Here is a 26,831-nt window from a genome sequence, read left to right on the forward strand (position 1 = left end):
CATGAGCGATCTGAACAAACTGGGCCTGGCCGAAGCGCGCGACGCACTGCGCGCTGGCGACGTAACCTCTGTCGAGCTGACCGAATCCTGCCTGAAGGCGATCGATGACGCCGACGCGCTGAACGCTTTTGTACATAAGACGCCCGAAATCGCGCTGGAACGCGCCAAGGCGGCGGATGAGCGGATCAAAGCAGGCGATGCGCCGTCGATGTGCGGCCTGCCAATTGGCATCAAGGATCTGTTTTGCACCAAAGGCGTACCCTCGCAGGCGGCTTCTAAAATCCTCGAAGGTTTCAAGCCCGAATACGAATCTACTGTGTCTCTGCAGCTGGCAGACGCAGGCGCGGTTATGCTGGGCAAGCTGAACATGGACGAATTCGCCATGGGCTCGTCTAACGAAACTTCCGTGTACGGCAACGCGGTCAGCCCGTGGCGCCGCGGCAATGACGATGCGCAACTGACACCCGGTGGATCGTCCGGTGGGTCGGCCTCGGCCGTCGCGGCCGATCTTTGTCTGGCCGCCACCGGCACCGATACCGGCGGCTCGATCCGCCAGCCTGCTGCATTTGTTGGCATTACTGGCATCAAGCCGACCTATGGTCGTTGCTCGCGCTGGGGCATCGTTGCGTTTGCTTCTTCATTGGATCAAGCCGGGCCGATGACCAAGAACGTGCGCGACGCTGCGATCATGCTCGAGACGATGTGTGGTCACGACCCCAAGGATTCGACCAGCACCGAACTGGCCGTGCCGAATTTTGAGACGATGCTGACCGGCGATATCAAAGGCAAGAAGATCGGTATCCCCAAAGAATACCGCATGGAAGGCATGCCTGCCGAGATCGAAAAGCTGTGGGCCGAAGGCGCCGAGATGCTGAAAGCAGCAGGCGCCGAGATCGTCGACATTTCGCTGCCGCACACCAAGTATGCGCTGCCCGCATACTACGTGATTGCACCGGCCGAGGCGTCCTCGAACCTCGCCCGCTACGACGGTGTCCGCTATGGCCGCCGCGCGCAGCTGGCACAGGGCGACGGCATCACCGAGATGTACGAAAAAACCCGCGCCGAAGGCTTTGGCCACGAAGTACAGCGCCGGGTCATGATCGGCACCTATGTTCTGTCGGCAGGGTTTTACGATGCATATTATAACCGCGCCCGTAAGGTGCGGACACTGATCAAGAAAGACTTCGAAGATGTCTTCGCCGCAGGGATCGACGCAATCCTGACGCCTGCTACCCCGTCGGCGTCCTTTGGTCTGGGCGAGATGACCGAGGCGGACCCGGTGCAGATGTACCTCAACGACGTCTTTACCGTGACAGTGAACCTTGCCGGTTTGCCCGGTATCTCAGTTCCCGCAGGTTTGGACCAACAGGGATTGCCGCTGGGTCTGCAGCTGATCGGCCGCCCGTGGGAAGAAGGCGATTTGCTGAACACAGCTTATGCGTTGGAAAGTGCCGCCGGATTTGTGGCCAAGCCGGGCAAATGGTGGTAATCCTCGGATCAGGCAAGACCAGCTAAAACGGAGCAGCTGAATGCGCTTTACGCTTCTGATCCCCGCAATCGGACTTGTGGCCGCCTGCAACACGGTGGCCCCGGTCCAGGGTACTGGATTTAACACGCCTCAATATCAGGCACAGCGCGAGGCCGCGCTGGCCGGGCCGGGCTACACCGGCAACCCATTGACCGGCCCTGCTGAAGTGTCAGAACAACAACTGGGCGCACCCGGCAGCACCCCAACCGGGGATAACGCTGATATCGCGTCGGCAACGGCGGCTGCATTGGCCAACACGTCGGGGCAAAGCACGTTGACGCAAGTCCCGCTGTCTGCCGCCAGTAACAATGCGATCTCCGACGAACAGGATTTCGCGGCTGTATCAGGACGTCGCACGATCGAAAACGACGCGGCCCTGATTCAACAGAACCGCCAGACCTACGAAGTCGTCACCCCAACTGCTGTTCCGCAGCGCGGATCGGACGGCCAGCCTAACATCGTGCAATACGCTTTAAGCACATCGAATCCAGTTGGTACACAGCTTTACAGCCGCGCTGGTTTCAATCTTGAGGCCAAGGCGCAGCGGAATTGCGCCAAGTTCCCGTCGCCTGACCAAGCTCAGATCGAGTTTCTGGCCAACGGCGGCCCGCAGCGTGATCGCAACGGTCTGGACCCGGATGGGGATGGGTACGCATGTGGCTGGGATCCAAGTGCATTCCGCAGTGCCGTCAACAACTGATCCACAAGCGCCAATCTGGCACGCTTCGCCTAACTACGGACCACGCAGGGACGGGCTGAAGCCGTCCCTGATCGTTTTGCACTATACGGCGATGAACAGCGCGCAAGAGGCGCTGGACAGGTTGTGTGACCCTGTCCACGAAGTTTCGGCGCATTACCTGATTGGGGGCGACGGGACGCTCTGGCACATGGTGCGAGAAGAGGACCGCGCGTGGCATGCCGGGGCCGGAGAATGGAGCGGTCAGAAGGATATCAACTCCCGTTCGATTGGCATCGAGCTGGACAACACTGGCAGGCACCCATTTTCAGACCTGCAAATGCGCAGGCTGGAACAGTTGTTGCCTCAGATCATGCATCGCTGGAGCATTCGACCATACGGTGTGATCGGTCATTCCGACATGGCACCCGGACGCAAATTTGATCCCGGACCGCGATTTGACTGGCTGCGGCTCGAGCGCAACAAACTGGCCGCGCCGCGCGGACAAAACGATGGCCCGCTAGATGCGCCGATGGATCAGTTTCGAATTCTGGCACAATCCGCCGGCTTCAGCGCTGACGTAGACGACGAAACTTTGCTATCCGCCGTTCGTCTGCGATATCGTCCTTGGGCTACAGGGCCGTTGCAGAGTGCTGATCTCGTACCGATGACCGCCCGATCCTGATCCGCGCTGCACTCTTGACGCAGCCTGTCACAAGGCATACCCACCGCTTGCGCGGAGGGCCGGATGGCCGCTGGGGCCGCAAGGCCCGAGAGGAAAGTCCGGACTCCACAAGACAACGGTGCCGGGTAACGCCCGGGCGGGGCAACCCGACGGAAAGCGCCACAGAAATCAGACCGCCCCGGACTTCGGTCCGAGGTAAGGGTGAAACGGTGGGGTAAGAGCCCACCGCGCCGCTGGCAACAGGGGCGGCACGGCAAGCCCCACCGGGAGCAATGCCAAATAGGGTCCCCGCGCGGGCAGGTCGGCGTAAGCCGATACCGCCGCTAGGCACGTCCTGGCCAAGAGGGACCGGGTTGGCAGCTTGAGCCGCGCAGCAATGCGCGGCCTAGAGGAATGGTCATCGAAGGGGGCAACCCCGGAACAAGATCCGGCTTACAGGCCCTCCGCGCATAACTCTGTTCACTTACCGGGCGGCGTGTAAGCCCCGGTCAGCTTGGCGGCCTTCTTTGTAATGGCGGCAAAGTCCTTCGCCTTCCAGGCGCGTACTGTTTCAACGTTTGATACTGCACCCGAGGCCGCAACGGCCATTCCAATTGCTACTGCGTCAGTGCCATCCGGAACTTCGCTTACGACCACCACGTCATTTTCGCCGGTCGTCATGTAAAAAGCCAAAAGCTTGCCGCCGACTTTTTTCAACAACGCCCGGACGGCCGCCGTGCGGTCTGCAGGCTTCTTCAGCATTCCTTTGACGCCATCCTGCGAGTAGGTCGCGTAAGTTATGAAAATAGGCATAAGTCTTCTCCTTGTTTCAATGGTTTGGAACGCTGAAATTGGCCTGTTCCGCGGCCTGAAAACGGGACTAAAAAATGCTCATAAGGGCGTCCAGGACGATCCAGAAACCCACTGCGATTAGCCCAAGACCGGTCAGGGTGGGCAACCATCGTGCACCCGGCAGAAGCTTTTCCAATGCGACGTAGACCGCGATTCCGGCAATCCAGTACAGGTTCATGATCCCGCCGACGAACAGCAGCGCCATCAAAGCCCAGCAACAGCCCAGACAGTACAGCCCATGCAAAGCACCAATTCGGAACGCACCATATGCGCCGGGTTTGTGATGATCGGCGATGAATCGGGCAGGGCTTTGACAATGCCGCAGACAGGCGGACTTGAGGTCCGACAACTGATACGCGCCTGCCGTAATCAGGACGCAGCCAGCAAATGTTTTGGACCGGATTGTCATCATTGGACCATCGGACAGCCCGATGCTTTCCAGCCCCCATTGCAACCCCGTCGCGGCAAGGCTGAATATAGCCCAGGCGATCAGGTAGCCTGCGAGAAAGCAAAAGCTGAACTGCGCGGCCTTGTCACGTTCGGGTCCCGCACGCTTTATCGCCGAATACAGCAAGACTGCAGGTGCAGCGCTGGGGGTCATCATCGCGATCATCATGACCCACCACATCAGAAAAATCAGGATTACGTATTGCACGCCCCAACTGGGCGCTTCGCCCATGTGCATGGGTTCTCCGATCGGACCCGCCATATTGGTCATTTCGCTGGCCGTCATGTTCATGCCGATCCCGGCGATGGTGTACCAGGCTGCAAACAGAACAATCAGCGACACACCGAACAGCACGATGACCCGCTCACGCCGCATAAGCCACTCTACCGCCCCAGTGCGGGGCGGTGTGGGATGGGATGTCATGATGACCCCCGGATCAGGCGCCCAGGACACCGTGGCCCGAAATGTTCAGGTGGGCCAGATGAGCGTGCGTCGCGTCAAAGGTCAGGCTAATTTCGCCGCCATGAGTCTTGGCAGAGCCCGAGGCAGCTTCGGCGTGCCGGTATTCGAACCCGTTTGGCAACTGAATTGACGCCCGGTGCGCCGCACCCGAAACGATATGCGGAATCGGGCTGACTTCGACATCGAAGATGCCGTTCACCTTTGCAAACCCGGTGCGCTCGTCGCGGTTCCAGTTCAGCTCGATCGGAACGAAAAGCGTTTCATGTTTGGTCGGAGCCATGGCGCTATAGACATACCAGAAGGTTGCCATTTCATCGGTATCTTCACCGGTCATGATGGCTTGCAGGGCCGCGCGCTGATCGGCGCTGGCGCTGGCATCTATGATCAGTTGCATCTGACCGTTGCCCTCATGGATCGGGCCAGGCCAATAGTACACCCCAGCCGCCCTTACGCCCGCCAGATCTGTGTCCCCGTAGTGACCGCTTTCGATGTCGAATACGACGACGGCCTCGCAATTGCCATGTGTCGGAAGTACGCTGAACTGGCAAGGACAACCGAAGTTGCAGTTACAGTTGGCCAGCTCTTCGCCCTTAATGGTCCATTCAGTCATGATGCCCCCTAAACAAAATCAATCGTGCAAACCCTGCTTGCACGGTTGCTTGCCTGTTCATGGAGCCTCGAAGATCGAGCCGAAAATTGGCTTCTTTGGATTGTTGATGGCGCGGTAAGTATCACATATTCGAATTTCTGACAAATTAGACATGCGCTTGTGCGGGAATACGCCTGTTACATGTTCACTTGATGAAACGAAGCCACCATTGGTCAGCTTTGCGCTAGCGTTAGGGCATCTGCTTAATCCGCGGATTTTGAGTCGCAGTTATCTGCTATATTGCAAAAACGCATTTTGAATATTGGGAGGATTGTTATGAGTTTCATGAAGGCACTGGCTTCGGTCGCAGTTGGATTTGCTGCAGCAAAAGGCATGGAAAAGTACAAGCAAATGGGCGGGATGGCCGGTCTGCAAGATATGATGCAGGGCGCCGGGGGCGGCTTGGGCATGGATCAACTGGGCAAGATGGCAGAACAGTTCGGGATGCCGGGGGGTGCCGGTGGGCTCCAAGAGATAATTGGAAAGCTTGGCATGGCCAATCCGGCCGGGGCCGCAGGTCTTGGTGGGCTGATGAATGCCATGCAGGGGGCAGCAAAATCAGGCAGCCAGCAGACCGCCGACATGATGGATACGGTATTCAAAGGCACACCCGGGGGCGCGGCGATGGAGGAGCAGGCCAAGCTGATGCTGCGCGCGATGATCCAGGCAGCCAAGGCGGACGGAGAGCTAGATGAGCAAGAGAAGGAAACCATTCTGGGCGAATTGGGTGATGACATCAGCGATGAAGAACGCGCCTTTGTCCAGGATCAGTTGAATGGCCCGATTGATGTTATCGGCCTGGCTGCTGATTCCGGTGCGCCATTAAAAGCGCAGGTCTATGCCACGTCTCTGGCGGCGATTCGTCTGGATAACCAGCGCGAGGCATCTTACCTTGTTCAACTGGCCACCGCGTTGGGTCTATCTGATGCCGAACGCGACCAGATTCACACGTATATGGGCGCGCCGACCCTTTCCACCTAGGCCTGATCCCTGATCAGCCGATCATGTGCCCAATTGCCCTTGACACGAGCCGTGCAAGGCGTAAAAGCGCACGCTCATAGGAATTCAACCGAAAGGCCCCTGCCTTTTCGGACGCAGGAGATAACCATGGCGAAGCCGACGACAATCAAGATCCGTCTGAACTCGACCGCGGGCACGGGCCACTTCTACGTGACCAAAAAGAACGCTCGCACCATGACCGAGAAAATGATCGTTCGTAAATACGATCCGGTTGCTCGGAAACATGTCGAGTACAAGGAAGGCAAGATCAAGTAATCTGCCGTCCAACTTGGACAGAATGAAAAAGGGTTTCGCTGATGCGGAACCCTTTTTCTTTGTGCATGCGGCTGGGTGAAATGCCCGGGATCAGAAACTAGCCGTTGCAGTGGCGCATCAGCGTAACGGCTATTCGGTTGGGCGGCGGGTTGCTTTTTGGAACCCCTTGGCCATACGCTTCAGCAAATCGTTCCAAAATGTTGGTCGCCATGAAAAAAATCTTGTTATCCACAATTGCCGTATTCACCCTTGCGGCTTGTGAAGACCCCTTTAATCGATCGGGCGTTGGCTTCACGGGCATCGATGGTGAGCCCCGGACCCTCTCGGATGTTCCCGGTGCGGTCTCGTTCCTTCCCGACGCCACTAATATTCCGGCGGAACTGGCTTTGTTGCCATCCATCCCGGTCGTAACGGATCAGACCGAGGCGGAAAAAATTGCCCGCGTCGCGATCGACAACGGTGGGCGCAGCGACACAAACTCAGTCGTTCTGACCGGTTCGGATATGAACCTGTTCTTAAGCACCGTCAGCGTGAACGGCACTTTGTTCGGAGTTCTTCGAACCGCAAACAACAGCACCCGCGTGGACAACGACATCGGCGCAGCCTTTGGCCAAAATGCCGAACAGTTTACCGGTTGCCTGCCTGCAGGTGACGTGTTCCGCAAGGGGTCGTCGTCGCGCAGCTCGGGTTTTGCGGTTGCTCTGAACTGCAGCTGATCGAACCACGCATTTACGAAATGAAAAGCCTCCACTGTCTCGGTGGAGGCTTTTTTTTCTTGGCGACATAAGTCTGCGCCGCCTGTTTGCCGTCCCAGGCAGGATGCCATGCAGCGAGGCAAACAAAAAAAGCGGGCCAAATCTGGCCCGCCTTTGAAGTCGAATTCCGGCTGTCTTATTCGCGGTTGCCGAACAGCTGCAGCAGGAACATGAACATGTTGATAAAGTCCAGGTACAGGCTCAGCGCGCCCATGATTGCGGCTTTACCCAACCATTCCTGGTCGCCCGAATGAGCCATCTGCAGGTAGGTGGTTTTGATCTTCTGCGTGTCATAGGCGGTCAGGCCAGCAAAGATCAGTACACCGATCACCGAGATCGCGTACATCATCGCGGGTGACTGCAGGAAGATGTTTACAACCATCGCCACGATCAGGCCGATAAGACCCATGATCAGGAAGGTACCCATTCCAGACAGGTCTTTCTTGGTCACGTAGCCATACAAGGACAGCCCAGCGAAGGCGATCGAAGTAATCAGGAACACCTGAATGATCGACATGCCTGTAAAGGCAATGAAAATCCAGCTGATCGACAGGCCCATCACCGCTGCGAATGCATAGAACACCAGCTGCGCAGCTGCGGCGGACAAGCGGTTGATGCCCGCGCTAAAGCCAAAGATGAACGCCAGCGGTGCAAACATGATCACCCAGCGCAGGGGCGACGTATAGATCGCGGCACCCAGCGAAGTCAGATAGGTGCCCGAGTTGATTTGCCCGACCGCAGCCGACGGGTCCGTTGTGGTTGCAAGGCCGGAAATGGCCCAGGCCGCCATGAATGTAATCAGCATGCCCACAGACATCGTGCCGTAGACTTTGTTCATATGGGCGCGCAGGCCCTCGTCAATCTGGGCAGCGCGCGCACCGGTCGCCGTCCGGATCGTGTCAAATTGTGCCATTAAGGGTCTCCCTTTGCATATTTCTTGTCGGGCCATGATGTTGACCCCATTCCCCGCAAATATCGGCAAGTGCGGGCTGTGTTTCAAGGGTTTAACGACCGAAACTGGCTAAAACACGCAACAAAAATGGCAGCCCGAGGGTTCGCGCTGCCATTCACTGAGAAAAGGTGCGGTGTCGAATCACTTTTGCCAGAACTCCGGCGCATCCCAAATGGATCGTGACGCCTCGGCTTCGGCCTGTTGGCGGGTGATACCGATGTCTTCCAGGGCGCGATCATCAAGTCTGGCAAGCGTTTTGCGCTGACGCAGAAGAGAGAGCGCATCCCGAAGCGAGGACAACAAAGAACGACGCTGCGGTGTGCAGTGCTGTTTGATTGCAATTTGGGTCATATTTATTGTCCTTTCTCTGTTTCATGATGGTTGATCGTGCTTCCATCAACTTCCTTGATTTATATGGCGCAACATGTCACATTTTGAAAATGAATATTTATGAAGAGATGCATAAGGATTTGTGAACATGCGAAATCTGGATATCACCACGCTCCGTTCCTTCGTTGCCGTTGCTGACCAAGGTGGCGTCACAAGGGCCGCCGGATTTCTGCATCTGACGCAATCCGCCGTGTCGATGCAGTTGAAGCGGTTGGAAGAGCTGCTGGGCCTCGAATTGTTGGACCGTAGTGGACGTACAATTGCGTTGACTGCATCCGGCGAGCAGCTGCTGGCCTATGCCCGGCGCATGATCGCGCTGAATGACGAAGTGATCTCAAAGCTCACAGATCAGGCCTACGAAGGCGAGGTCGTTCTGGGCGTTCCGCATGACATCGTCTACCCGGCCATTCCGCGGGTATTGCAGCGTTTCAACGCTGACTTCCCGCGGGTTCGGGTGCAGCTGATTTCGTCATATTCCCTTCAGCTGAAAGAAATGTTCAAACGCGGCGAGTGCGATTTGATCCTGACAACCGAAGCCTCAGCCAGTGACGGATCTGAGACCGTCGCGGAACTGCCCTTACGGTGGATTGGGGCGCCAGGCGGGTCAGCATGGCGTAAGAACCCGATTCCGCTGGCTGTTGGGCGGCGATGCGCGTTTCGGCCCCAGATGATCTCGGCCCTTGATGCGGAAGGTATCCCGTGGGAACTGTCAGTCGAAACAGAAAACGACCGCACGATCGAGGCGACTGTCAGCGCGGATCTGGCTGTTCACGCGATGCTGGACGGGACCGAACCCGCACATCTTGAACAGATTGATACCGGAGGGGCATTGCCGGAACTGCCCGCCCACATGATCAATTTGTATGGGGGCGAGACCGGGCGCGGCGCCGTCGTCGAAGCGCTGGCTGCGCTGGTGCGTCAGAATTTTCGTATGCTGGGCAGTGCACCGCTCAAGGCTGTCGTGGGTTAAGCGCCCGTCAGGGAGAAATAACCACTTTGCCGGTGGCCACGCGATCGCGCAGCAACTGCATGCCTTTGTCGGCCTCGGCCAACGGAAGTACGTGGCTGATATGCGGCTTGATCCGACCCTCGGCAAGCCAGCCGAACAGCGTGTCAAAGCTGTCCTGAACGATCTGCGGCCGGAACTTCAAATAGCCGCCGATGTAAAACCCAATCACTGTCAGGTTTTTCACCAACAGATGGTTGGCCGGAATTTGGGGGACGTCGCCGCCCGCAAACCCGATGGGTAACAGACGCCCTTCGGGGTTGGTTGCCCGGAACGCGGCTTTGAAGACATCCCCTCCGACAGCGTCATAGACGACATCCGCGCCGCCCAGTTCCTTGACGCGTGCGCGCAAGTCTTCCGAGGCGTCGATCAGGTGATCCGCACCAGCCGCGCGGGCCACATCCAGTTTTTCCTGCCCGCGCGCATGGGCAATTACCGTCGCGCCCATAAGCTTGCCGATTTCGACGGCGGTAAGTCCAACCCCACCTGCGGCCCCGGTCACCAAAAGGGTCTCGCCCGGCCGCAGATGCGCCCGGTGATCAAGGGCGATGTGGCTGGTGCCGTAAGCGATCTGAATGGCCGCTGCATTTTCAAAGCTAATTGCGTCGGGCAGGGGTATCGCACGGCTCGCATCAAAAACGCCATATTCCGCCAGCCCGCCCTGACCGGAATATACGGCCACGCGGTCCCCGACATTCAGGCGCGTAACACCGTTACCCAGCTTGTCGACAACGCCCGCAACTTCCATACCCAGCGTGAACGGAGCCTCGGGCGTGTCCTGATACGTACCCTTCTGCATTAGCAGGTCGGCAAAATTCAATCCGCAGGCCTTGATTGCGATGCGCACTTGCCCTGTGCCGGGTTCGGGAAGGTCAATATCAGCCAATTGGGCCGCGCTTCCCTGGGATTGAATCGTGAATGCCTGCATGATCGCGCTCCGTAATTTTGAGGCATAGATTCTTTTCAGCCAGGGTTTGTCAATCATTTCTCCGGGCGCATTGGTTGCATTCGGGTGTCCGACAGCGGGTGCAGTACGCATCGAAGCGTCAAAAACACACAACCTTAAATCTTTGTGACGGGAAACGGATTCAACCTTCTTGAAAAATTACCCAAATGCGGCAATATTGCGCTATGGTGCTGTTTTGGGGGTATGTTCCAAATTAGGGAGTGGTTAAGTGCGACTCGCTAGTGTTGCGATAAAAAGCAACGCGCGCCCCTAGTAGTTGTGTGTAAAAGAGGAGAATACCAATGACCCATCACGTCGATGTCCATGTGGGCAAGCGCGTCCGGCATCGCCGCTGGCTGATTGGCATGACCCAGCAGCAGTTGGCGCAGCAAGTTGGTATTAAGTTTCAACAAATTCAAAAGTATGAAACTGGGGCCAACCGGATCAGCGCGTCTCGCCTGTGGGACATTGCCGAGGCATTGGACGTTCCCGTCAGCTTTTTCTTTGAAGGTCTGGAAGAGGCCGAAAAAGAAACATCAGGCAAAAAGTCGGTTCCTGCCGATCTGATGGGGGACAAGGAAGCGCTGGACCTCGTGCGGTCCTATTACGCGATTCCCGAAAACCAACGTCGCCGCCTTTTTGAGCTGGCGCGGGTTCTTAGCGACGTCGCATAAATTAGCGGGTTGACTTCAAACCGTGCGCGCCTCACGGGTTACGCATGCAAGAGACCTCTCTAAGCGATCTGGAAGTTGCCGAAGAAATGGCCGACGCGGCGCGTGCGGCCATTCTTCCGTATTTCCGGCAAACTAATCTGGACACCACGAACAAATTGGATGATGGGTTTGACCCCGTCACGATAGCCGACCGAAACGCCGAAAAGGCGATGCGCGCGGTTCTGGCGCGCTATCGGCCCGAAGATGGCATTTTCGGCGAAGAGTTTGGTCGCGAAGAAGGCTCCAGCGGACGAACTTGGGTTCTGGACCCCATCGACGGTACCCGCGGTTTTATCAGCGGTACTCCGACTTGGGGGGTTCTGATTGCTCTCAGCACAACTGACGGCCCGATTGTGGGGGTGATCGACCAACCCTATATCGGCGAACGGTTTGTGGGTTCGGCGGATATCGCGCAGGTCACCGGCCCATCTGGAACGACACCGTTGAAGACACGCTCGACATCCGCTTTGGATCAGGCGGTTGTTTTTACGACTTTCCCAGAGGTTGGCACACCTGAGGACCGCGCAGGGTTCGAAGCGGTGGCCCGGCAAGCAAAGTTGACCCGTTATGGCATGGATTGTTATGCCTATGCGCTGGTGGCGGCGGGGCAGGTTGATCTGGTGATCGAATCCAGCCTGAACGCCTATGACATTCAGGCCCCCATTGCAGTGATCGAGGCTGCTGGTGGGGTTGTGACTGACTGGCGGGGCGGTCCGGCCCATAATGGCGGGCGGGCTCTGGCGGCGGCGAATCCCGAACTGCACGCGGTCGCACTGGAAATCCTGCGCAACTATTGAAACTGGTTGCCGCAATTTGGCCGGTCGGGTAGGTTCTACGCGGCTGGTTCTTATGCCCGTTTTCCGCCAGCCTTTGCACTTCTTGCATGAGACGGGCTGTTGCAGGAGGGCGAATTGACCGAAATCCTTATCAAAAATGCAGATACCATTCTGACGATGGATGACGCGCGGCATGAGTTGTCGGGCGCAGACATTCTGATCGTGGGGGGGCAGATCGCGCAGATCGCCCACAACTTGCAAACCGACGGTGAGATCCACGATGCTGCGGGTTGTGTTGTGACGCCCGGGCTGGTGAATACCCATCACCATCTGTACCAAACCCTGACGCGGGCTGTGCCGGGCGGGCAGGATGCATTGCTGTTCGGATGGTTGCAGACACTCTATCCGATCTGGTCCCGTTTCGGGCCTGAAGAGATGTTTGTGTCGGCTCAGATCGGTCTGGCTGAATTGGCTCTGTCGGGCTGTACGCTCAGCTCTGACCACCTGTACCTTTACCCCAACGGCGCGCGCCTAGAGGATACGATCGCTGCCGCCGCCGAAATTGGTTTGCGGTTTCATCCGACTCGTGGAGCGATGAGTATCGGGGAAGGCGACGGCGGGTTGCCGCCAGATGCATTGGTCGAGGTCGAATCCGATATCCTCGACGACATGATCCGCGTGGTTGACGCGTTTCATGATCCATCCGATGGCGCGATGTGCCGGGTAGGGTTGGCACCTTGCTCCCCGTTTTCCGTCAGCAGGGACCTGATGCGCGACACCGCAATCCTTGCGCGCGACAAAGGTGTGATGCTGCACACTCATCTGGCGGAAAATGATGAGGATATAGCGTATTCGCAGGCGCAGTTCGGGTGCCGCCCTGGTCAATATGCCGAAGATCTGGGTTGGACCGGATCAGACGTCTGGCACGCGCATTGCGTGAAACTGGACGGGGCCGAGATTGACCTGTTCGCCAGAACCCAAACGGGCGTGGCGCATTGCCCGTGCTCGAACTGCCGCTTAGGGTCCGGTATCGCACCGGTTCGAACCATGCGTGATCACGGGGTTCCGGTGGGTCTGGGCGCCGACGGTTCGGCCAGTAACGATAACGGCAGTCTGATCCTCGAGGCCCGACAGGCCATGCTGCTGCAGCGCGTTGCCAATGGCGCGGATGCGATGTCGTCACGCGAAGCGTTGGAAATCGCGACACGCGGCGGGGCAGACGTGCTGAACCGCCCTGATTGTGGTCGGCTAGAGCCCGGCAAGCGCGCTGATATCGCCATATGGGACACGCGCGGTATCGAAAGTGCAGGCAGCTGGGACCCGGCCGCATTGCTGTTGGCCGGACCGATGAAGGTGAAACACTTGTTTGTTGAAGGCCGCCAGATCGTGCGCGACGGGCATGTCACGACGTTGGACCTGCCGCGCGTGATCGAACGGCAGACCCAATTGGCCCGCGCTTTGCAGGCCTAGGAAGACACGCGGCGACCGGCGATCCAAACCTCAGCAATCGCCCGGTCGTCGCCCATCATGATCGTAGGAAAGATCGCCTCCCACAGATCATCGGCGCAAGCTTCACGCTGGGCAATTGCGGGGGTTGAAGCGAGGTCAAGAACGACCAGATCAGCCTCCATCCCCGGTGCGACATTGCCGATGCAATCATCCATCCGCAGCGTACGGGCCGAGCCAACCGTGCCCAGCCACAGCAGTTGTGCCGCGTGCAGCGGCGAGCCGCGCAGTTGCCCGATTTCATAGGCCGAGGCCATCGTGTGCAGCATTGAAAAGCTCGACCCGCCACCAGTATCTGTTGCCAGACCAACCCGGTGCCCTTCGCCCATCAGCCCGTCCATGTCGAACAAGCCGGATCCGATAAACGTGTTCGAGGTCGGGCAATGGATCAGCGAGGCGTCAACCTCGCGCAGCCGGTCACGTTCGCGCGATTCCAGATGGATGACATGGCCGTAAACGCCATGTGAGCCCAGCAGACCAAACCTTTCATAGGTATCCAAATAGTCTCGCGCATCAGGGAAAAGCTCACGAACCCATGAGATTTCGTCTGTCTGCTCGCTCAGGTGTGTTTGCATCAGGCAATGCGGGTGTTCGGCCCACAGCGCGCCCATCGCCTCAAGCTGCTCAGGCGTCGATGTGGGCGAGAACCGCGGTGTGATGGCGTAGGATATCCGGTCGACACCGTGCCATTTCTCAAGCAGCGCCTGCGATTGATCATAGGCCGTCTGCGGGGTATCCCGCAGCCCTTCCGGCGCGTTGCGATCCATGCAGGTTTTGCCTGCCACCACACGCTGCCGGCGTTGCTGGGCGGCTGTGAAGAATGCGTCGACGCTTTCGGGGTGGATGGTGCAGAAACTGCACATTGTCGTGGTACCGTGCGACGCCGTCAGATCCAAATAACGGTTGGCGATCTCGGCTGCATAGTCGGGATTCCCGAACTTCATTTCCTCGGGGAAAGTATATGTGTTCAGCCAGTCGATCAGGCGCTTGCCCCAACTGGCGATCATCGCGGTCTGTGGGTAATGGACATGCGCATCCACAAAGCCAGCCATGATCACGTGTTGACCGTGGTTTACAACTTCGGCATCGGGGTTCGCGGATATCAAACTGTAGGCATCGCCGACTGCAGATATGCGGCCGTCTTCGATCAGGACCGCTTCGCTGATTGTCACAGCCTCTGTCGGCTCACCTTCGAATGGTGATCCGTTGAAGCTCAGGACACGCCCTTTCAGCAGCGTTTTTTGCGCCATTTCCGTTCATCTCCGCCTGTATGGGACTGCGAAACAGCATAGTGGGGCGAAACTTGTCGGTAAATCGGCGCATTGTCATTGTTTTCCGGTAGCTGCTTCTTCTAATTAGGGGTCAATGCGCGAACCAACCGGGGGCAGACATGACGACAGGCTATGATGAACCCGTAATCGATTCCGCAAGCGACGATGACGCCTATGCGCTGGATCGCCGGATGGTTGCCGCGATCCTGTATGCGGTTGATGTGGAAGATCGCGACAAGCTGATCGAGCTGATGGAGCCGCTGCACCCTGCGGACATTGCCGACCTCCTTGAACAGATTAATCCCTATGACCGTGGGCGTTTGATCCGTCTTTACGACAAGGAATTTGACGGCGATATCTTATCCGAACTGGATGAGTCCGTCCGCGAAGAGGTTATCAGTGTCCTTCGCCCCGACGTTCTGGCCGACGCCGTGCGGGAAATGGAGAGCGATGACGTCGTCGACCTGCTGGAAGACCTTGAAGAGCCGCAGCAAGAAGCCATCCTGGACGCGTTGGAAGATTCCGAGCGGATCGCCGCGGAACAGGCGCTGTCCTATCCGGAAAACTCAGCCGGTCGCCTCATGCAGCGCGAGGTTGTCATGTCGCCCGAGCATTGGACCGTGGGGCAGACCATCGATTTCATGCGCGCCAATGATGACTTGCCGGAACAGTTCTATCACGTTGTTCTGGTTGATCCGCGGCTCAAACCGGTGGCACAGGTCACGTTGGGCAAGCTGATGGCAACCCGGCGCGAAGTGCCGTTGCACGACATCGCCGAAGAGGAATTTCATACCATCCCCGTCGATCAGGACGAAGAGGATGTGGCCTACGCTTTTAACCAGTACCACCTGATTTCCGCCCCGGTGGTCGATGCCGATGGGCGTTTGGTCGGCGTGATTACCATTGATGACGCCATGGTTGTTCTGGACGAAGAATACGAAGAGGACATGTTACGCCTTGCCGGCGTCAGCGACGAAAGCTCGTTGTCCGACAGTGTCGCCGCGACCAGTAGGCGGCGCCTGCCTTGGCTGGCCGTCAATCTGTGTACCGCAATATGCGCGTCACTGGTCATCTCGCAGTTCGAAGCGGCGATCAATCAGTTAGTGGCACTGGCAATCCTGATGCCAATCGTTGCCTCGATGGGGGGTAATGCCGGGACGCAGTCGCTGACGGTTGCGGTGCGGGCGCTTGCAACGCGTGACCTGACCGGATCGAACGTGGCGCGCGTTATCCGGCGAGAATTGCTTGTGGGGGTACTCAATGGTCTGTGCTTTGCGACCGTTTTGGGGACTGTCGGCATGATGTGGTTCGATTCACCCTTGTTGGGTGTCGTGATCGGCTCGGCCTTGGTCGTGAATATGGCGATCGCAGGCTTCGCAGGTACGGTAGTACCGGTTGTGCTGGATCGTCTGGGCATTGACCCGGCGCTGGCGTCAGGGACCTTCGTGACCACCACAACGGATGTCATGGGGTTCTTCATCTTTCTTGGGCTTGCCAGCGTGGTGCTTCTGTGACCGATCTGACTGAAATCAAGGCCGTCGCCCGTAAGGCGGCATTTGCGCGCCGGAAGGTTGCATTCGATGCGCGTTTGCCGGGTGCAGCCGGACGTTTGTCCGAAGTGCTTGCGGGGCATCGCGGCGTCCCGATGTCGGGGTACATGCCGATCCGCACCGAAATTGATCCTTTGCCTGCTATGGCCGAGGCCGCGGCTTATGGTCCGGTCGGTGTGCCAGTCATTCAGGCCGCCGGACAGGCGTTGCGGTTTTCGCGCTGGACGCCCGAGGGCGTGTTGAAAGACGGCCCGTTCGGCGCCAAGGTTCCCGAGATTGACGATTATTTTGACCCCGAGATTCTGGTTGTGCCGCTGGTTGCTTTTGACGCGCAAGGCGGAAGACTGGGATATGGCGGTGGCTTTTATGACCGCACGCTAGAGGGATTGCGCGCCAAGCGCCCCACACTGGCCATCGGCTTTGCCTTTGACGCACAAGAGGCCGAGGGGCTGCCGTTGGAACCCACGGATCAGACGTTGGATATGGTCATCACTGAAAGCCGAGTACTGACGTTCTCGGCCTGACCGCCTCAGGTCGGGCTGTTTTCGCGAAAGTACTCCCACGCGTCCACTTCGGTGCCGTCGGGCAGGATGCAGATGCCGATCTGGCCGCCTTCGCCATCTCGGATTTCGTAACGATTGCCGCTTTCAACGCAAAAGGTTGCTGCCGGGTTCGCCAGCTGGGTGGACGAGTCGTTTGAAGCAGGCTGGTCGCAAGCTGAAAGCGCGGTCAAACTGGCGGCGGTCAGAAGGGCAAGGCGCATGGGAAATCTCCTGCATTATGTTCTTTGGCGGTTTATTCTGCCAGCTTAACCACTTGTGCTTGAGAGATACCACACTTAGGACAGTTCGAATGAGGATACTTTTTCTGGGTGACGTGATGGGCCGCGCCGGACGCGCGGCCATTCAGCAACATTTGCCGCGTCTGCGCGACGAATGGCGGTTGGATTTTGTCGTGGTCAATGGCGAGAACGCATCAAACGGGATGGGTCTGACCGGGGATCACGCCAAGCTGCTGCTGGATGCCGGGGCCGATTGCCTGACACTGGGCGATCACGCGTTCGACCAGAAGGACATGTTGCAATTCATCGAAAGCGAACCCCGCATCGTGCGCCCGGTAAACTTTGCCAAAGGAGCGCCGGGCCGGGGGCACCGGTTGTACACTGCGCCCGGTGGGCGCAAGGTTCTGGTGGTTCAGGTGTTGGGGCAGGTCTTCATGAAACGCCCTTTCGACGATCCGTTTTCGGCGATTGAACCAATCCTGAAGTCGCACCCGCGTGGCGGGCAAGCGCAGGCGATCATCGTCGATATGCATTGTGAAGCCACATCCGAAAAGATGGCCATGGGCCACTATTGCGACAAACGCGCCAGCCTTGTTGTGGGCACGCATACGCATGTGCCGACTGCTGACGCGCAAATCCTGCCGGGTGGCACGGCCTATCTGACGGATGCGGGCATGTGTGGCGATTATGACTCGGTCATCGGCATGGACAAGCTGGAACCGATGCGCCGGTTTATCACCGGTATGCCCAAAGCCCGGTTCACTCCGGCTAATGGCGAGGCCACGCTAAGTGGCGTGTTCGTTGAAACCGACGACAGGGACGGTCAGGCGAAATCTGTTCAAATGGTGCGCGTTGGCGGGCGGCTACAGCAAGCTGGCCCACAGTAAGGGCACGTCAGGCTTGCTCTGTCGCGCGCAATGCGTGAAACTGCCTGACGGGCGCGTAAACCAGGCCAGGGTTCGGACAGAAAACCAAGAATGCAATTCCTTCAACTGACAGAAATGGGAAGCGCGATACTGGCGCTGTTGGTCGTTGCAGGCATGTTCATCATGTTCCTGCGCGAATCCTATCCGACTGAAGTGGTCGCAATTGGTGGCGTGGCCGTGATGCTGGTGACGGGCATTCTGCCCTATCAAAGCGCACTTGCCGTTCTGTCAAACCCGGCCCCTTGGACGATTGCCGCGATGTTCATCATCATGGGAGCATTGGTGCGTACCGGAGCACTGGACGCATTCACATCGACCGCACAAAAACAGGCACAGGTAAGTCCCAAAGTCGCAATCGCAACGTTGATGGCATTTGTTGTCTTTGCCTCAGCGGTGGTTTCAAACACGCCTGTTGTTGTCGTCATGATCCCCGTATTCGTTCAGATCGCGCGGACGCTGAACGTGTCGGCCTCGAAACTACTGATCCCGCTAAGTTATGCGGCCATTCTGGGTGGTACGCTGACCCTGATCGGGACCTCGACCAACCTGTTGGTTGATGGTGTTGCGCGGTCCCAGGGGATGGCCCCGTTTACGATCTTCGAAGTCACGCCACTGGGCATCGCGCTGGTCATTTACGGCATGTTCTACCTGCGGTTTGTCGCGCCGCGCCTACTGCCGGAACGGGACAGCATGGCGACAATGCTTAGCGATCGGTCGAAGATGAAGTTCTTTACCGAGGCTGTCATTCCCCCAGACAGCAACTTGATCGGGCGTGAGGTGACGGGCGTGCAGCTGTTCAAACGTCCTGGCGTGCGCCTGATCGACGTCGTGCGCGGCGACGAGTCGTTGCGGCGCAACCTCAAGGGCGTCGCTTTGAAAGTTGGCGACCGTGTCGTTCTTCGGACCGAGATGACGGAACTGCTGAGCCTGCAAACCAATAGAGAACTCAAGCGTGTCGATCAGGTCTCGGCGGTTGAGACGAAAACGGTCGAGGTGCTGATCACTCCAGGTTGCCGCATGGTGGGGCGGACGTTGGGCGCGATGCGTTTACGCCGCCGTTATGGCGTCTATGTGCTGGCGGTGCATCGGAGAAACCAGAATATCGGGCGGCAGTTGGATGATCTGGTTGTTCGGGTTGGTGACACGCTGCTGCTGGAGGGCTCACCAGCAGATATCCGGAAATTGGCGGCCGATATGGATATGGTCGATGTGACCCAACCATCGGCCCGCGCATTCCGCCGCAGCCACGCCCCGATTGCGATTGGTGCGTTGGTCATGATCGTTGTGCTGGCGGCGCTGGGTGTTGCACCGATCCTGCTACTGTCGATCCTTGCTGTTGCGATAGTTTTGATTACGCGCTGCATCGACGCGGATGAGGCATTTTCCTTTGTCGAAGGACGATTGCTGGCCCTCATCTTCTCAATGCTGGCCATAGGCGCGGCATTGGATAAATCCGGTGCAGTTTCCTTAATTGTCGAAGCCGTGGCGCCGGGTCTTGGTGCCCTGCCACCATTCCTGATCATCTGGGCGGTCTATTTGCTGACCTCTGTGCTTACAGAGCTGGTGTCGAATAACGCCGTGGCAGTTGTGGTGACGCCGATTGCCATTGGTTTGGCGCAGGCAGTGGGCGTTGATCCGCGCCCGCTGGTCGTGGCGGTCATGGTGGCGGCCTCGGCTTCATTTGCGACGCCGATCGGATATCAGACCAACATGATGGTTTACGGCCCCGGTGGGTACAGGTTCACAGATTTTCTGAAAGTTGGCGTGCCGCTGAATCTGACTGTGGGTTTGCTGGCTTCGCTGTTGATCCCTCTGATCTGGCCGCTTTGAGTTCGGCACGGAACCGCTGGTTTTCCGGCGAAGTCCTTGTAAAATCAAAACCTCATACAATGTTTTGAATAAGTGATTTTGCGAAAAGGAGCACGCCAATGCTCAAGACCGGATATACCGCGCTTACAGTTGCGGCCACGTCAGCCATGCTGAGCAGCGCGGCCATCGGCGGAACGATCGAAGGCACTGCAGCATATCGCGAACGCATCGCCGTACCACCGGATGCGACGCTTTACGTGCAATTGCAGGACGTCTCGCGCGCGGACGCACCGTCGGTGACCCTGTCGGCAAAGCGCTATGCGCTGACCGGAGTGCCAGCACAATTCGAGCTGAGCTATGACGACGCCCTTATTCAAGAGGGGATGCGCTACGTAGTGCGCGGTTCGATCTTTCAGGGCGACAAACTGTTGTTCACAACCGATACTGCCTACCCTGTTCTGACGAATGGGGCCGGGAACACGACCGATCTGATGCTGGTCAAAGTACAACCGCCCGGGGCAGCCGTGCTGGAGAACACCAACTGGACTGCAACCGGCCTGAATGGCGCAGCACTTGAGACCGAAAGGCGCCCCGCGCTTTCATTCGCCAATGATGGCGCGTTCTCAGGCAGCGGTGGATGTAACCGGTTTTCCGGCCAAGCCGAGATTGCGGGCAACAATATTGAATTCCCCGACAACATGGCCGCCACCCTGATGGCCTGCCCGCCGCCACTGGATGAAGTTGAGCGGCAGTTCTTCAAAGCCCTTCAGGGGGTGACAGCATATGCCTTCAAAGGCGATACGCTGGTATTGCTGGACAACGCCGGCCAATCCGTCGTGCAATTTGCCCGGGAACAGTAGGTTTTGAAGGGGCCGTCACGCGACGGCCCTTGACCGTCCTGCATTGCGGCCGGAGAAAATGCAGCCGCCCAGAAATGAACCTTCGAGCGCGTTGTAGCCGTGATAGCCACCGCCACCGAAACCCGCGACCTCTCCGGCTGCGAACAGGCCGGGAACGGCCTGACCGTCTGCGCCCACCATCTGACTGTCCAGATTGGTCTGAAGCCCACCCAGCGTTTTGCGCGTCAGCACGTGCAGTTTCACCGCGATCAGCGGGCCATTGGCCGGATCAAGGAACTTGTGCGGCTTGGCGGTTCGGATCAGTTTGTCACCACGGTAGTTGCGCGCGGCCAGAATGGCGGCCATCTGCGCATCCTTGGTGAACGGGTTGTCGATCTGGGAATCCCGCGCCTCGATCTGGGCACGTAGATGCGCCTCATCGATCAGCCCTCCGCCCAGATGGTTCATGCCGTTAACAAGCTCGGTCAAGGTATTGGCGACGATGAAGTCTTCGCCGTGCTCCTTGAACGCCTCGACCGGAGCGGTGGCCTTGGACCCGGTCAGAATGCGTTGGAACAGAACTTCTTTCCAACCACCGTCCGTCATGTCGGGGTTCTGTTCAGACCCGGACAGGGCGAACTCTTTTTTGATTACCTTCTGGGTCAGAACGAACCAGCTGTATTCATGGCCGGTTTTCAGGATTTCCTTTAGCGTCCGCAATGTATCAAAACCCGGCAGGCACGGCGGTTTCAACCGGTTGCCTTCAGCGTCGAACCACATTGAGCTCGGGCCGGGCAGAATGCGAATACCGTGCGATGGCCAGATCGGATTCCAGTTACGCACGCCTTCGGTGTAATGCCACATCCGGTCGCCGTTGATCACATGGCCGCCAGCCTTTTCGCTGATGCCGATCATGCGGCCATCAACGTGGAATGGCACGCCTGCGACCATGTCCTTCGGCGGCTCGCCCAGACGGTCGCGTGGCCAGCTCTTGCGGACCATTTCAAAGTTGCCTCCGATGCCACCTGACGTGACGATGACGGCTGGGGCGTAAAATTCGAACTCGCCGACCTCATCACGGTTGGTCTTGGCGCCCTGGGGTGCGGTGTCGTCTGCCAGAACTTCGCCCGAGACGCCTTTGGCCGCGCTGTTCTGCATGATGATGTGGCTGACTTGATGGCGGAATTTCAGCTCGACCAATCCGTTGCTGACATGTTCGCGTACGCGGCGTTTGAAATGTTCCAGAACACCTGGGCCGGTGCCCCAAGTGATATGAAAGCGGGGCACAGAATTGCCGTGACCATCCGCATATGATCCACCGCGTTCGGCCCAGCCGACTATCGGAAACCAGCGCAGACCCATGTCATGCAGCCAAGGGCGCATCTCTCCGGCGGCAAATTCGACATAGGCCTCGGCCCATTTCCGGGGCCATGCATCCTCGTCACGATCGAACTGCGCGCTGCCCATCCAGTCGCGTAAGGCAAGGTCGTAGCTGTCCTTGATGCCCATGCGCCGCTGTTCCGGCGTGTCGACCATGAATAGGCCGCCGAGACTCCAAAACGCCTGACCACCGAGGAAATGCGCGGGTTCCTGATCGACCACGATCACCTTTTTGCCCCGGTCGCCCAGTTCAGCTGCGGCGGCCAACCCGGCCAGCCCAGCCCCCACGACGATGGCATCGGCAGAGTTATTCGTCATGTCTTATCCTTTCAGCGGCTGCGGATCCAAAGGATGAAGGGCAAGGCCACAACATACATCGTTATTCCGTACACAGCCGAGGGCAGGGCCAGCGGGCTGAACCCGCTTTCCGTCGCCGTGATCAATGCAGCCAGTGTAATCCCAAGTGTCGAGTTTTGTATGCCGGTTTCGATGGAAACAGTCTTGCTTTCGTTCCATGACAGGTTTGCGGCACGCGCCAGCCCTAGCCCGATCAGCAAAAGTGCGATGTTCAACGTGATCAACCCAGCGCCCATGACGCCGAGGTTGTCGACAAACAGTTGCCAGTTTCCAGCCAGAGCAGCCATAACGATCAGCACGAACAATACGGTCGCAAGCTTGGACAGCGCGGGCTCGATCCGCTTTGCAAAATCTGTTGCAAAGCTGCGAAGTGTGACGCCAAGCGCCACGGGTAGCGTGGTGATCAGGAACATGGCGATTGCAAGCCCTGAGATGGACACCTCGGGTGCCGCATCGCCCATGAAATAGTTCACTGACCAGGCGGCAAGAAAGGGCACTGTGATCATCGAAAGCAGGCTGATGACGGCCGTCAAGCTGACCGAAAGGGCAACATCACCCTTTGCCAGTTTCGACAGGATGTTGCTGGTCACACCGCCGGGGCAAAAACTGAGGATCATGAAGCCGACAGCAATCTCGGGTGGCAACGCAAAAAGTGTGACTGTGACAAAAGCCGCGACCGGCAGCAGCACAACCTGACACAACGCACCGATGGCGAAAGGATAGCGCCGGCTGAGCACGCGGCGGAAATCAGCGACTTCGAGCCCAACGCCCAGAGACAGCATGATAATGGCCAGCGACAGCGGCAGGCCGACATTTATTAGAAGATCCAAGAACAACTCCTCCCAAAGCCGTTCGGGCCACCCTAAGCGAGCGGTCGTGGATCAGGCAATAACGCCGTTGGGTCACCCATAGCGTTCGGCAAATCTGCGGAGGATTTCGGCCGGTTGAGTGACGTCCGCTGCGTGACAAATGTCGATCAGGCGCTGGGCGTCTTCGGGCGGAAAATAGCCGTGGTTCTTGTAGATATTGATGCGCTGCTCAAAATCGCGCGCGTCCGCCTCGGGGTGGAATTGCGTGGCATAAACATTCTGCCCCCAGCGGATCATCTGAAACGGGCAGGGGTCCGAGGCCAGCAGGTGGATGCACCCGTTCGGCAGCGCCTGCACGGCCTCTTTGTGGCCGACGAAGGCGTCGAATGTTCCGGTCAGCCCTGCCGTTAGCGGGTCTTGCGCTCCGTCTGCAGTCAGGTGGCAAGTCGAAGGTCCGACAGGTTCACCGTACTTCTCTTTGCTGACGTCACCGCCAAGATGGGCGGCCAGAATGCCCAGCCCATAACAACAGCCCATGAAGGGATGATCCTGTGCGATGATCTGCGGCATTAATCCCATGATGGCGCCTTCAATGCGCGCGTCGGCTTCGGATTTGGTTGCGGGGTCGTCACTGACGCATCCCGGTCCACCACCAACAATCACCCCAGCATAGTCAGTGACATTCAAATCGTCGGGCAAAGCCTCACAATCCAATCGGATACGATGGGTCTGGTCGGGAGTCAGCCCCGTTTTGTCCAGGATCGAGGTATATTCGGCATCCGAGGCATCGGTTTCCGGACGTAGCTGCAGGATCAGAAAGCGTTTCATGAAAGGCCTTTATCCGTCACAGTGGCCAGAACACAAGGATGGCGGGAACAGAAACCGCAATGATCAGGATTTCCAGCGGCAGCCCCATGCGCCAATAGTCACCAAACTGATACCCTCCGGGACCCAGGACCAGCGTATTGTTCTTATGTCCAATCGGCGTCAGGAACGCGGCCGAGGCTGCGACGGCGACGGTCATCAGGAAAGGGTCGGGCGAAACCTCAAGCGTGCGGGCCATCTGGATACCGACCGGAGCCGCAACAATGGCGGTGGCTGTGTTGTTCAGCACGTCTGACAGGGTCATTGTGACCACCATCAACACGGTCAGAATGGCCCAGGCCGGCAGCCCGTCGGTCAATTGAATCAAAGCATTCGCAATCAGTTCTGTACCGCCGGAAGTCTCCAATGCGCTGCCTAGCGGGATCATTGAACCCAGCAGAACGACAACGGGCCACTCGATATGATTGTAGATATCGGCAATCGGCATGATCTTGGTCAGAACATAGGCGACAACGACCAACCCCAAAGCGATGGGCAGGTAGATCAGCCCGACACTGGCCGCCAGAACAGCTGCACCAAACAAGCCAATGGCAAGCCACGCTTTTTCGTTGGCGGTGACGTTCAGACCGCGTTCAGCAAGTGGCAAACACCCCAGCCATTCGGTCACATCGGCACTGCGGTCACGTGGGCATAGCAGCAACAGAATGTCGCCTGCCTCAATCTGAGTTTTACGAACCTGTTCGGTAATGCGACGCCCTTGACGTGAAATCCCCATCAAAACGGTGCTTTGACGCCAGGCCAATCCCAGGCCCTGCGCGGTGCGACCGGTGACGCGTGCGTTTAGCGGCACAACTACCTCAATCACTTCAAGACCGTCCCCTTCGGCGGTCAGCAACTCCTGACGGCGGGTATCCGAGAAATCGAGGTTCAGCGCGGTGCGAAATTCATCTAGCGCCTCGGGGCGGGCCTCCAGCACCAAAGCGTCGCCCGGTTTGATTGTAGCATGGGCCGACCGGCCATAGCGCCGTTTTCCATCTCGAATAAGGCCGATGATGGCCACGTCGGATTTCTCGGCGGCCTCATAAAGTTCGCTGACACGTTTTCCGATTTGCGGCGACTCTGGCGGGACCGTCAGTTCCGCGATGTATTCGGCAAGGGTTTCCGAGGCCTCTTCCTGTGTTCCGCGATTGGGAATCAACCGCCATCCGACCAGCGCGACAAATGCCAGCCCGGCAATCGCGGCCAATCCACCAACGGGGGCGAAATCGAACATTCGGAACGGTTCACCCAAGGTCTCAGCCCGGATCGATGCGATGATGATGTTAGGGGGCGTTCCAATCAACGTGGCCATGCCGCCCAGAATAGTGGCAAAACTCAGCGGCATCAGGGTCAGGCCGACCGGTCGCCCCGCCTTGCGCGCGGTTTGGATATCGACCGGCATCAGCAGCGCCAGCGCGGCCACGTTGTTCATAAAGGCTGACAGAACAGCGCCAATCCCGCCCATCAGTGCGATGTGCGCGCCAAGCCCGCGCGAGGCATCGACCAGTGTGCGGGTGATCAGGAAAACAGCGCCGGAGCGCACCAACCCGGCCGAGACAACCAATACCAAAGCGACGATGATCGTGGCGGGGTGTCCGAACCCGGCAAAGGCGTCATCGACCGGCACAACACCCAGCGTAACTCCGATCAATAGCGCGGTGAAGGCCACAAGGTCGTATCGAAACTTCCCCCAAAGCAGCATTCCAAACACAGTGGCGAAAAGGGAAAAAAGAATAATCTGGTCTGTCGTCATGCGGCCACCATACCCTTCGCGGCGACTGTCGCAAGCCGCTCTCTTGATCCTTGGCCCCGCAAACGTCTATATGAGCGCCGAATACGCAATCACGATGACGAGGACGCAACATGGCAGGCCATTCCAAATGGGCCAACATCCAGCACCGCAAGGGGCGTCAGGACGCCGCGCGGTCCAAACTGTTTTCCAAACTGTCGAAAGAGATCACCGTCGCTGCCAAGATGGGCGACCCCGATCCTGAAAAAAACCCACGGCTGCGTTTGGCCGTGAAAGAAGCCAAGTCACAGTCGGTTCCAAAAGATGTCATCGACCGCGCGATCAAGAAATCGACGGCGGGCGAAGGCGATGAATACGAAGAGATCCGGTATGAGGGCTATGGCCCGAACGGTGTGGCGGTGATCGTCGAGACGATGACCGACAACCGCAATCGCACAGCGTCGACCGTGCGTTCGACCTTTTCCAAGAACGGCGGCAACCTGGGCGAAACCGGTTCAGTTGGCTTCATGTTCGAACGCAAGGGCGAAGTGGTTTATCCGGGTTCCGTCGGCGACGCGGACACCGTGTTCGAAGCCGCAATCGAAGCCGGCGCTGAAGATGTCGAAAGCTCGGAAGAAGGGCATATCATCTGGTGTGCCGATACCGACCTGAACGAAGTGTCGAGCGCCCTTGAAGCTGCGCTGGGGGAAACCGATTCCACCAAGCTGATCTGGAAGCCTACGACGACAACCGAGCTGGGTCTGGAAGACATGCAAAAGCTGATGAAGCTGGTCGATGCGCTGGAGGACGACGATGACGTTCAACGCGTGACGACGAATTTCGAAGCCACGGACGAAGTCATGGCTCAGCTCTGATCCGCATTGCAAGAAAAGCACGAAAAACCCGGTCTTTGGCCGG

28 protein-coding genes and 1 other RNA gene are annotated in these 26,831 nt (G+C 58.2%); 17 read left to right on the forward strand and 12 right to left on the reverse strand.

Features of this window, described 5'->3' with window-relative positions:
• Window position 1 precedes the first annotated feature (1 nt).
• The 4 genes from gatA (at window position 2) to rnpB (ending at window position 3,340) form a co-directional block, all read left to right on the forward strand.
• The gene (gene gatA, locus AC2FD9_RS05880; protein WP_496835864.1) at window positions 2-1,489 is read left to right on the forward strand and encodes an Asp-tRNA(Asn)/Glu-tRNA(Gln) amidotransferase subunit GatA; all 1,488 of its coding nucleotides are present in this window, start codon (window positions 2-4) and stop codon (window positions 1,487-1,489) included.
• Window positions 1,490-1,529: 40 nt separating this feature from the next.
• Window positions 1,530-2,228 carry a hypothetical protein gene (locus tag AC2FD9_RS05885; protein WP_108859365.1) on the forward strand — a complete coding sequence of 233 codons (699 nt, stop codon included), beginning with the start codon at window positions 1,530-1,532 and terminating at the stop codon, window positions 2,226-2,228.
• A complete protein-coding gene (locus AC2FD9_RS05890; RefSeq protein WP_496755117.1) occupies window positions 2,212-2,889 on the forward strand; it encodes an N-acetylmuramoyl-L-alanine amidase in 678 nt (225 codons plus the stop codon). Before AC2FD9_RS05885 ends, AC2FD9_RS05890 begins: the two co-directional genes overlap by 17 nt.
• Window positions 2,890-2,940: 51 nt before the next feature.
• Window positions 2,941-3,340: RNase P RNA component class A (rnpB, locus tag AC2FD9_RS05895), an RNA gene on the forward strand.
• Window positions 3,341-3,348: 8 nt separating this feature from the next.
• Here rnpB and AC2FD9_RS05900 read toward each other — a convergent pair.
• The 3 genes from AC2FD9_RS05900 to AC2FD9_RS05910 form a co-directional block, all read right to left on the reverse strand.
• Entirely contained in the window at window positions 3,349-3,681 is a 333-nt protein-coding gene (locus AC2FD9_RS05900) for a GYD domain-containing protein (RefSeq protein WP_058275623.1), read from the reverse strand.
• 67 nt (window positions 3,682-3,748) lie between these two features.
• Entirely contained in the window at window positions 3,749-4,591 is an 843-nt protein-coding gene (locus AC2FD9_RS05905; RefSeq protein ID WP_496835866.1) for a DUF2182 domain-containing protein, read from the reverse strand.
• A 13-nt stretch (window positions 4,592-4,604) separates the two neighbouring features.
• The gene (locus AC2FD9_RS05910) at window positions 4,605-5,240 is read right to left on the reverse strand and encodes a DUF1326 domain-containing protein (RefSeq protein ID WP_496835868.1); all 636 of its coding nucleotides are present in this window, start codon (window positions 5,238-5,240) and stop codon (window positions 4,605-4,607) included.
• A gap of 315 nt (window positions 5,241-5,555) precedes the next feature.
• Between AC2FD9_RS05910 and AC2FD9_RS05915 the strand changes: the two genes are divergently transcribed.
• The 3 genes from AC2FD9_RS05915 (at window position 5,556) to AC2FD9_RS05925 (ending at window position 7,270) form a co-directional block, all read left to right on the forward strand.
• On the forward strand, window positions 5,556-6,260 hold the full coding sequence (locus tag AC2FD9_RS05915; protein WP_496835870.1) for a DUF533 domain-containing protein: 705 nt from the start codon (window positions 5,556-5,558) through the stop codon (window positions 6,258-6,260).
• A gap of 126 nt (window positions 6,261-6,386) precedes the next feature.
• Window positions 6,387-6,554: a 50S ribosomal protein L33 gene (gene rpmG / locus AC2FD9_RS05920; RefSeq protein WP_058275626.1), complete on the forward strand. Its 168-nt coding sequence runs from the start codon at window positions 6,387-6,389 to the stop codon at window positions 6,552-6,554.
• A gap of 209 nt (window positions 6,555-6,763) precedes the next feature.
• The gene (locus AC2FD9_RS05925; protein WP_282119060.1) at window positions 6,764-7,270 is read left to right on the forward strand and encodes a hypothetical protein; all 507 of its coding nucleotides are present in this window, start codon (window positions 6,764-6,766) and stop codon (window positions 7,268-7,270) included.
• Window positions 7,271-7,445: 175 nt separating this feature from the next.
• On the opposite strand, the gene AC2FD9_RS05930 is transcribed toward AC2FD9_RS05925, so the two are convergent.
• On the reverse strand, window positions 7,446-8,222 hold the full coding sequence (locus tag AC2FD9_RS05930; protein ID WP_282119061.1) for a Bax inhibitor-1/YccA family protein: 777 nt from the start codon (window positions 8,220-8,222) through the stop codon (window positions 7,446-7,448).
• Between the two features lie 180 nt (window positions 8,223-8,402).
• The gene (locus AC2FD9_RS05935) at window positions 8,403-8,612 is read right to left on the reverse strand and encodes a DUF1127 domain-containing protein (protein WP_282119062.1); all 210 of its coding nucleotides are present in this window, start codon (window positions 8,610-8,612) and stop codon (window positions 8,403-8,405) included.
• 127 nt (window positions 8,613-8,739) lie between these two features.
• On the opposite strand from AC2FD9_RS05935, the gene AC2FD9_RS05940 reads away from it, so the two are divergent.
• Complete coding sequence (locus AC2FD9_RS05940) at window positions 8,740-9,621, forward strand: LysR family transcriptional regulator (protein WP_108859372.1); 882 nt, start codon at window positions 8,740-8,742, stop codon at window positions 9,619-9,621.
• Between the two features lie 7 nt (window positions 9,622-9,628).
• On the opposite strand, the gene AC2FD9_RS05945 is transcribed toward AC2FD9_RS05940, so the two are convergent.
• Window positions 9,629-10,585: an NADPH:quinone oxidoreductase family protein gene (locus tag AC2FD9_RS05945; protein WP_472723203.1), complete on the reverse strand. Its 957-nt coding sequence runs from the start codon at window positions 10,583-10,585 to the stop codon at window positions 9,629-9,631.
• A gap of 320 nt (window positions 10,586-10,905) precedes the next feature.
• Between AC2FD9_RS05945 and AC2FD9_RS05950 the strand changes: the two genes are divergently transcribed.
• The 3 genes from AC2FD9_RS05950 (at window position 10,906) to AC2FD9_RS05960 (ending at window position 13,562) form a co-directional block, all read left to right on the forward strand.
• The gene (locus tag AC2FD9_RS05950) at window positions 10,906-11,277 is read left to right on the forward strand and encodes a helix-turn-helix domain-containing protein (RefSeq protein WP_058275630.1); all 372 of its coding nucleotides are present in this window, start codon (window positions 10,906-10,908) and stop codon (window positions 11,275-11,277) included.
• Window positions 11,278-11,321: 44 nt separating this feature from the next.
• Window positions 11,322-12,113 (forward strand): histidinol-phosphatase, encoded by a 792-nt coding sequence (hisN, locus tag AC2FD9_RS05955; RefSeq protein WP_496835873.1) that lies wholly within the window; start codon window positions 11,322-11,324, stop codon window positions 12,111-12,113.
• A 114-nt stretch (window positions 12,114-12,227) separates the two neighbouring features.
• Window positions 12,228-13,562 carry an 8-oxoguanine deaminase gene (locus AC2FD9_RS05960; RefSeq protein WP_496835875.1) on the forward strand — a complete coding sequence of 445 codons (1,335 nt, stop codon included), beginning with the start codon at window positions 12,228-12,230 and terminating at the stop codon, window positions 13,560-13,562.
• Here AC2FD9_RS05960 and guaD read toward each other — a convergent pair.
• Window positions 13,559-14,848, reverse strand: coding sequence for a guanine deaminase (gene guaD / locus AC2FD9_RS05965; RefSeq protein WP_496835876.1), 1,290 nt, complete (start codon window positions 14,846-14,848; stop codon window positions 13,559-13,561). The two genes, AC2FD9_RS05960 and guaD, sit on opposite strands and share 4 nt — an antisense overlap.
• Before the next feature lie 140 nt (window positions 14,849-14,988).
• Between guaD and mgtE the strand changes: the two genes are divergently transcribed.
• Both mgtE and AC2FD9_RS05975 read left to right on the forward strand, forming a co-directional pair.
• Window positions 14,989-16,383, forward strand: a complete 1,395-nt coding sequence (gene mgtE, locus AC2FD9_RS05970) for a magnesium transporter (RefSeq protein WP_282151683.1) — start codon at window positions 14,989-14,991, stop codon at window positions 16,381-16,383.
• Complete coding sequence (locus tag AC2FD9_RS05975; RefSeq protein ID WP_472723206.1) at window positions 16,380-16,943, forward strand: 5-formyltetrahydrofolate cyclo-ligase; 564 nt, start codon at window positions 16,380-16,382, stop codon at window positions 16,941-16,943. Before mgtE ends, AC2FD9_RS05975 begins: the two co-directional genes overlap by 4 nt.
• Before the next feature lie 5 nt (window positions 16,944-16,948).
• Here the strand turns inward: AC2FD9_RS05975 and AC2FD9_RS05980 are convergent, their stop codons facing one another.
• The gene (locus AC2FD9_RS05980) at window positions 16,949-17,182 is read right to left on the reverse strand and encodes a putative hemolysin (protein ID WP_058275635.1); all 234 of its coding nucleotides are present in this window, start codon (window positions 17,180-17,182) and stop codon (window positions 16,949-16,951) included.
• 89 nt (window positions 17,183-17,271) lie between these two features.
• Here AC2FD9_RS05980 and AC2FD9_RS05985 point away from each other — a divergent pair, with 89 nt between their 5' ends.
• From AC2FD9_RS05985 to AC2FD9_RS05995, 3 genes are all read left to right on the forward strand, one after another.
• On the forward strand, window positions 17,272-18,087 hold the full coding sequence (locus tag AC2FD9_RS05985; protein WP_496696024.1) for a TIGR00282 family metallophosphoesterase: 816 nt from the start codon (window positions 17,272-17,274) through the stop codon (window positions 18,085-18,087).
• Window positions 18,088-18,177: 90 nt separating this feature from the next.
• Entirely contained in the window at window positions 18,178-19,956 is a 1,779-nt protein-coding gene (locus AC2FD9_RS05990) for an SLC13 family permease (protein WP_496835878.1), read from the forward strand.
• A gap of 98 nt (window positions 19,957-20,054) precedes the next feature.
• Complete coding sequence (locus AC2FD9_RS05995; protein WP_058275638.1) at window positions 20,055-20,795, forward strand: YbaY family lipoprotein; 741 nt, start codon at window positions 20,055-20,057, stop codon at window positions 20,793-20,795.
• 15 nt (window positions 20,796-20,810) lie between these two features.
• Here AC2FD9_RS05995 and AC2FD9_RS06000 read toward each other — a convergent pair whose 3' ends face one another.
• From AC2FD9_RS06000 to AC2FD9_RS06015, 4 genes are all read right to left on the reverse strand, one after another.
• Window positions 20,811-22,472, reverse strand: a complete 1,662-nt coding sequence (locus AC2FD9_RS06000; RefSeq protein WP_496835880.1) for an FAD-binding dehydrogenase — start codon at window positions 22,470-22,472, stop codon at window positions 20,811-20,813.
• Between the two features lie 11 nt (window positions 22,473-22,483).
• Window positions 22,484-23,341: a bile acid:sodium symporter family protein gene (locus AC2FD9_RS06005; RefSeq protein WP_496835881.1), complete on the reverse strand. Its 858-nt coding sequence runs from the start codon at window positions 23,339-23,341 to the stop codon at window positions 22,484-22,486.
• A 72-nt stretch (window positions 23,342-23,413) separates the two neighbouring features.
• On the reverse strand, window positions 23,414-24,148 hold the full coding sequence (locus AC2FD9_RS06010) for a glutamine amidotransferase (RefSeq protein WP_282168877.1): 735 nt from the start codon (window positions 24,146-24,148) through the stop codon (window positions 23,414-23,416).
• Between the two features lie 16 nt (window positions 24,149-24,164).
• Window positions 24,165-25,937, reverse strand: coding sequence for an SLC13 family permease (locus AC2FD9_RS06015; RefSeq protein WP_108859384.1), 1,773 nt, complete (start codon window positions 25,935-25,937; stop codon window positions 24,165-24,167).
• A 110-nt stretch (window positions 25,938-26,047) separates the two neighbouring features.
• On the opposite strand from AC2FD9_RS06015, the gene AC2FD9_RS06020 reads away from it, so the two are divergent.
• Complete coding sequence (locus tag AC2FD9_RS06020) at window positions 26,048-26,788, forward strand: YebC/PmpR family DNA-binding transcriptional regulator (RefSeq protein ID WP_058275643.1); 741 nt, start codon at window positions 26,048-26,050, stop codon at window positions 26,786-26,788.
• Window positions 26,789-26,831: the final 43 nt, after the last annotated feature.

This window comes from Ruegeria sp. YTSC230, assembly GCF_059609665.1.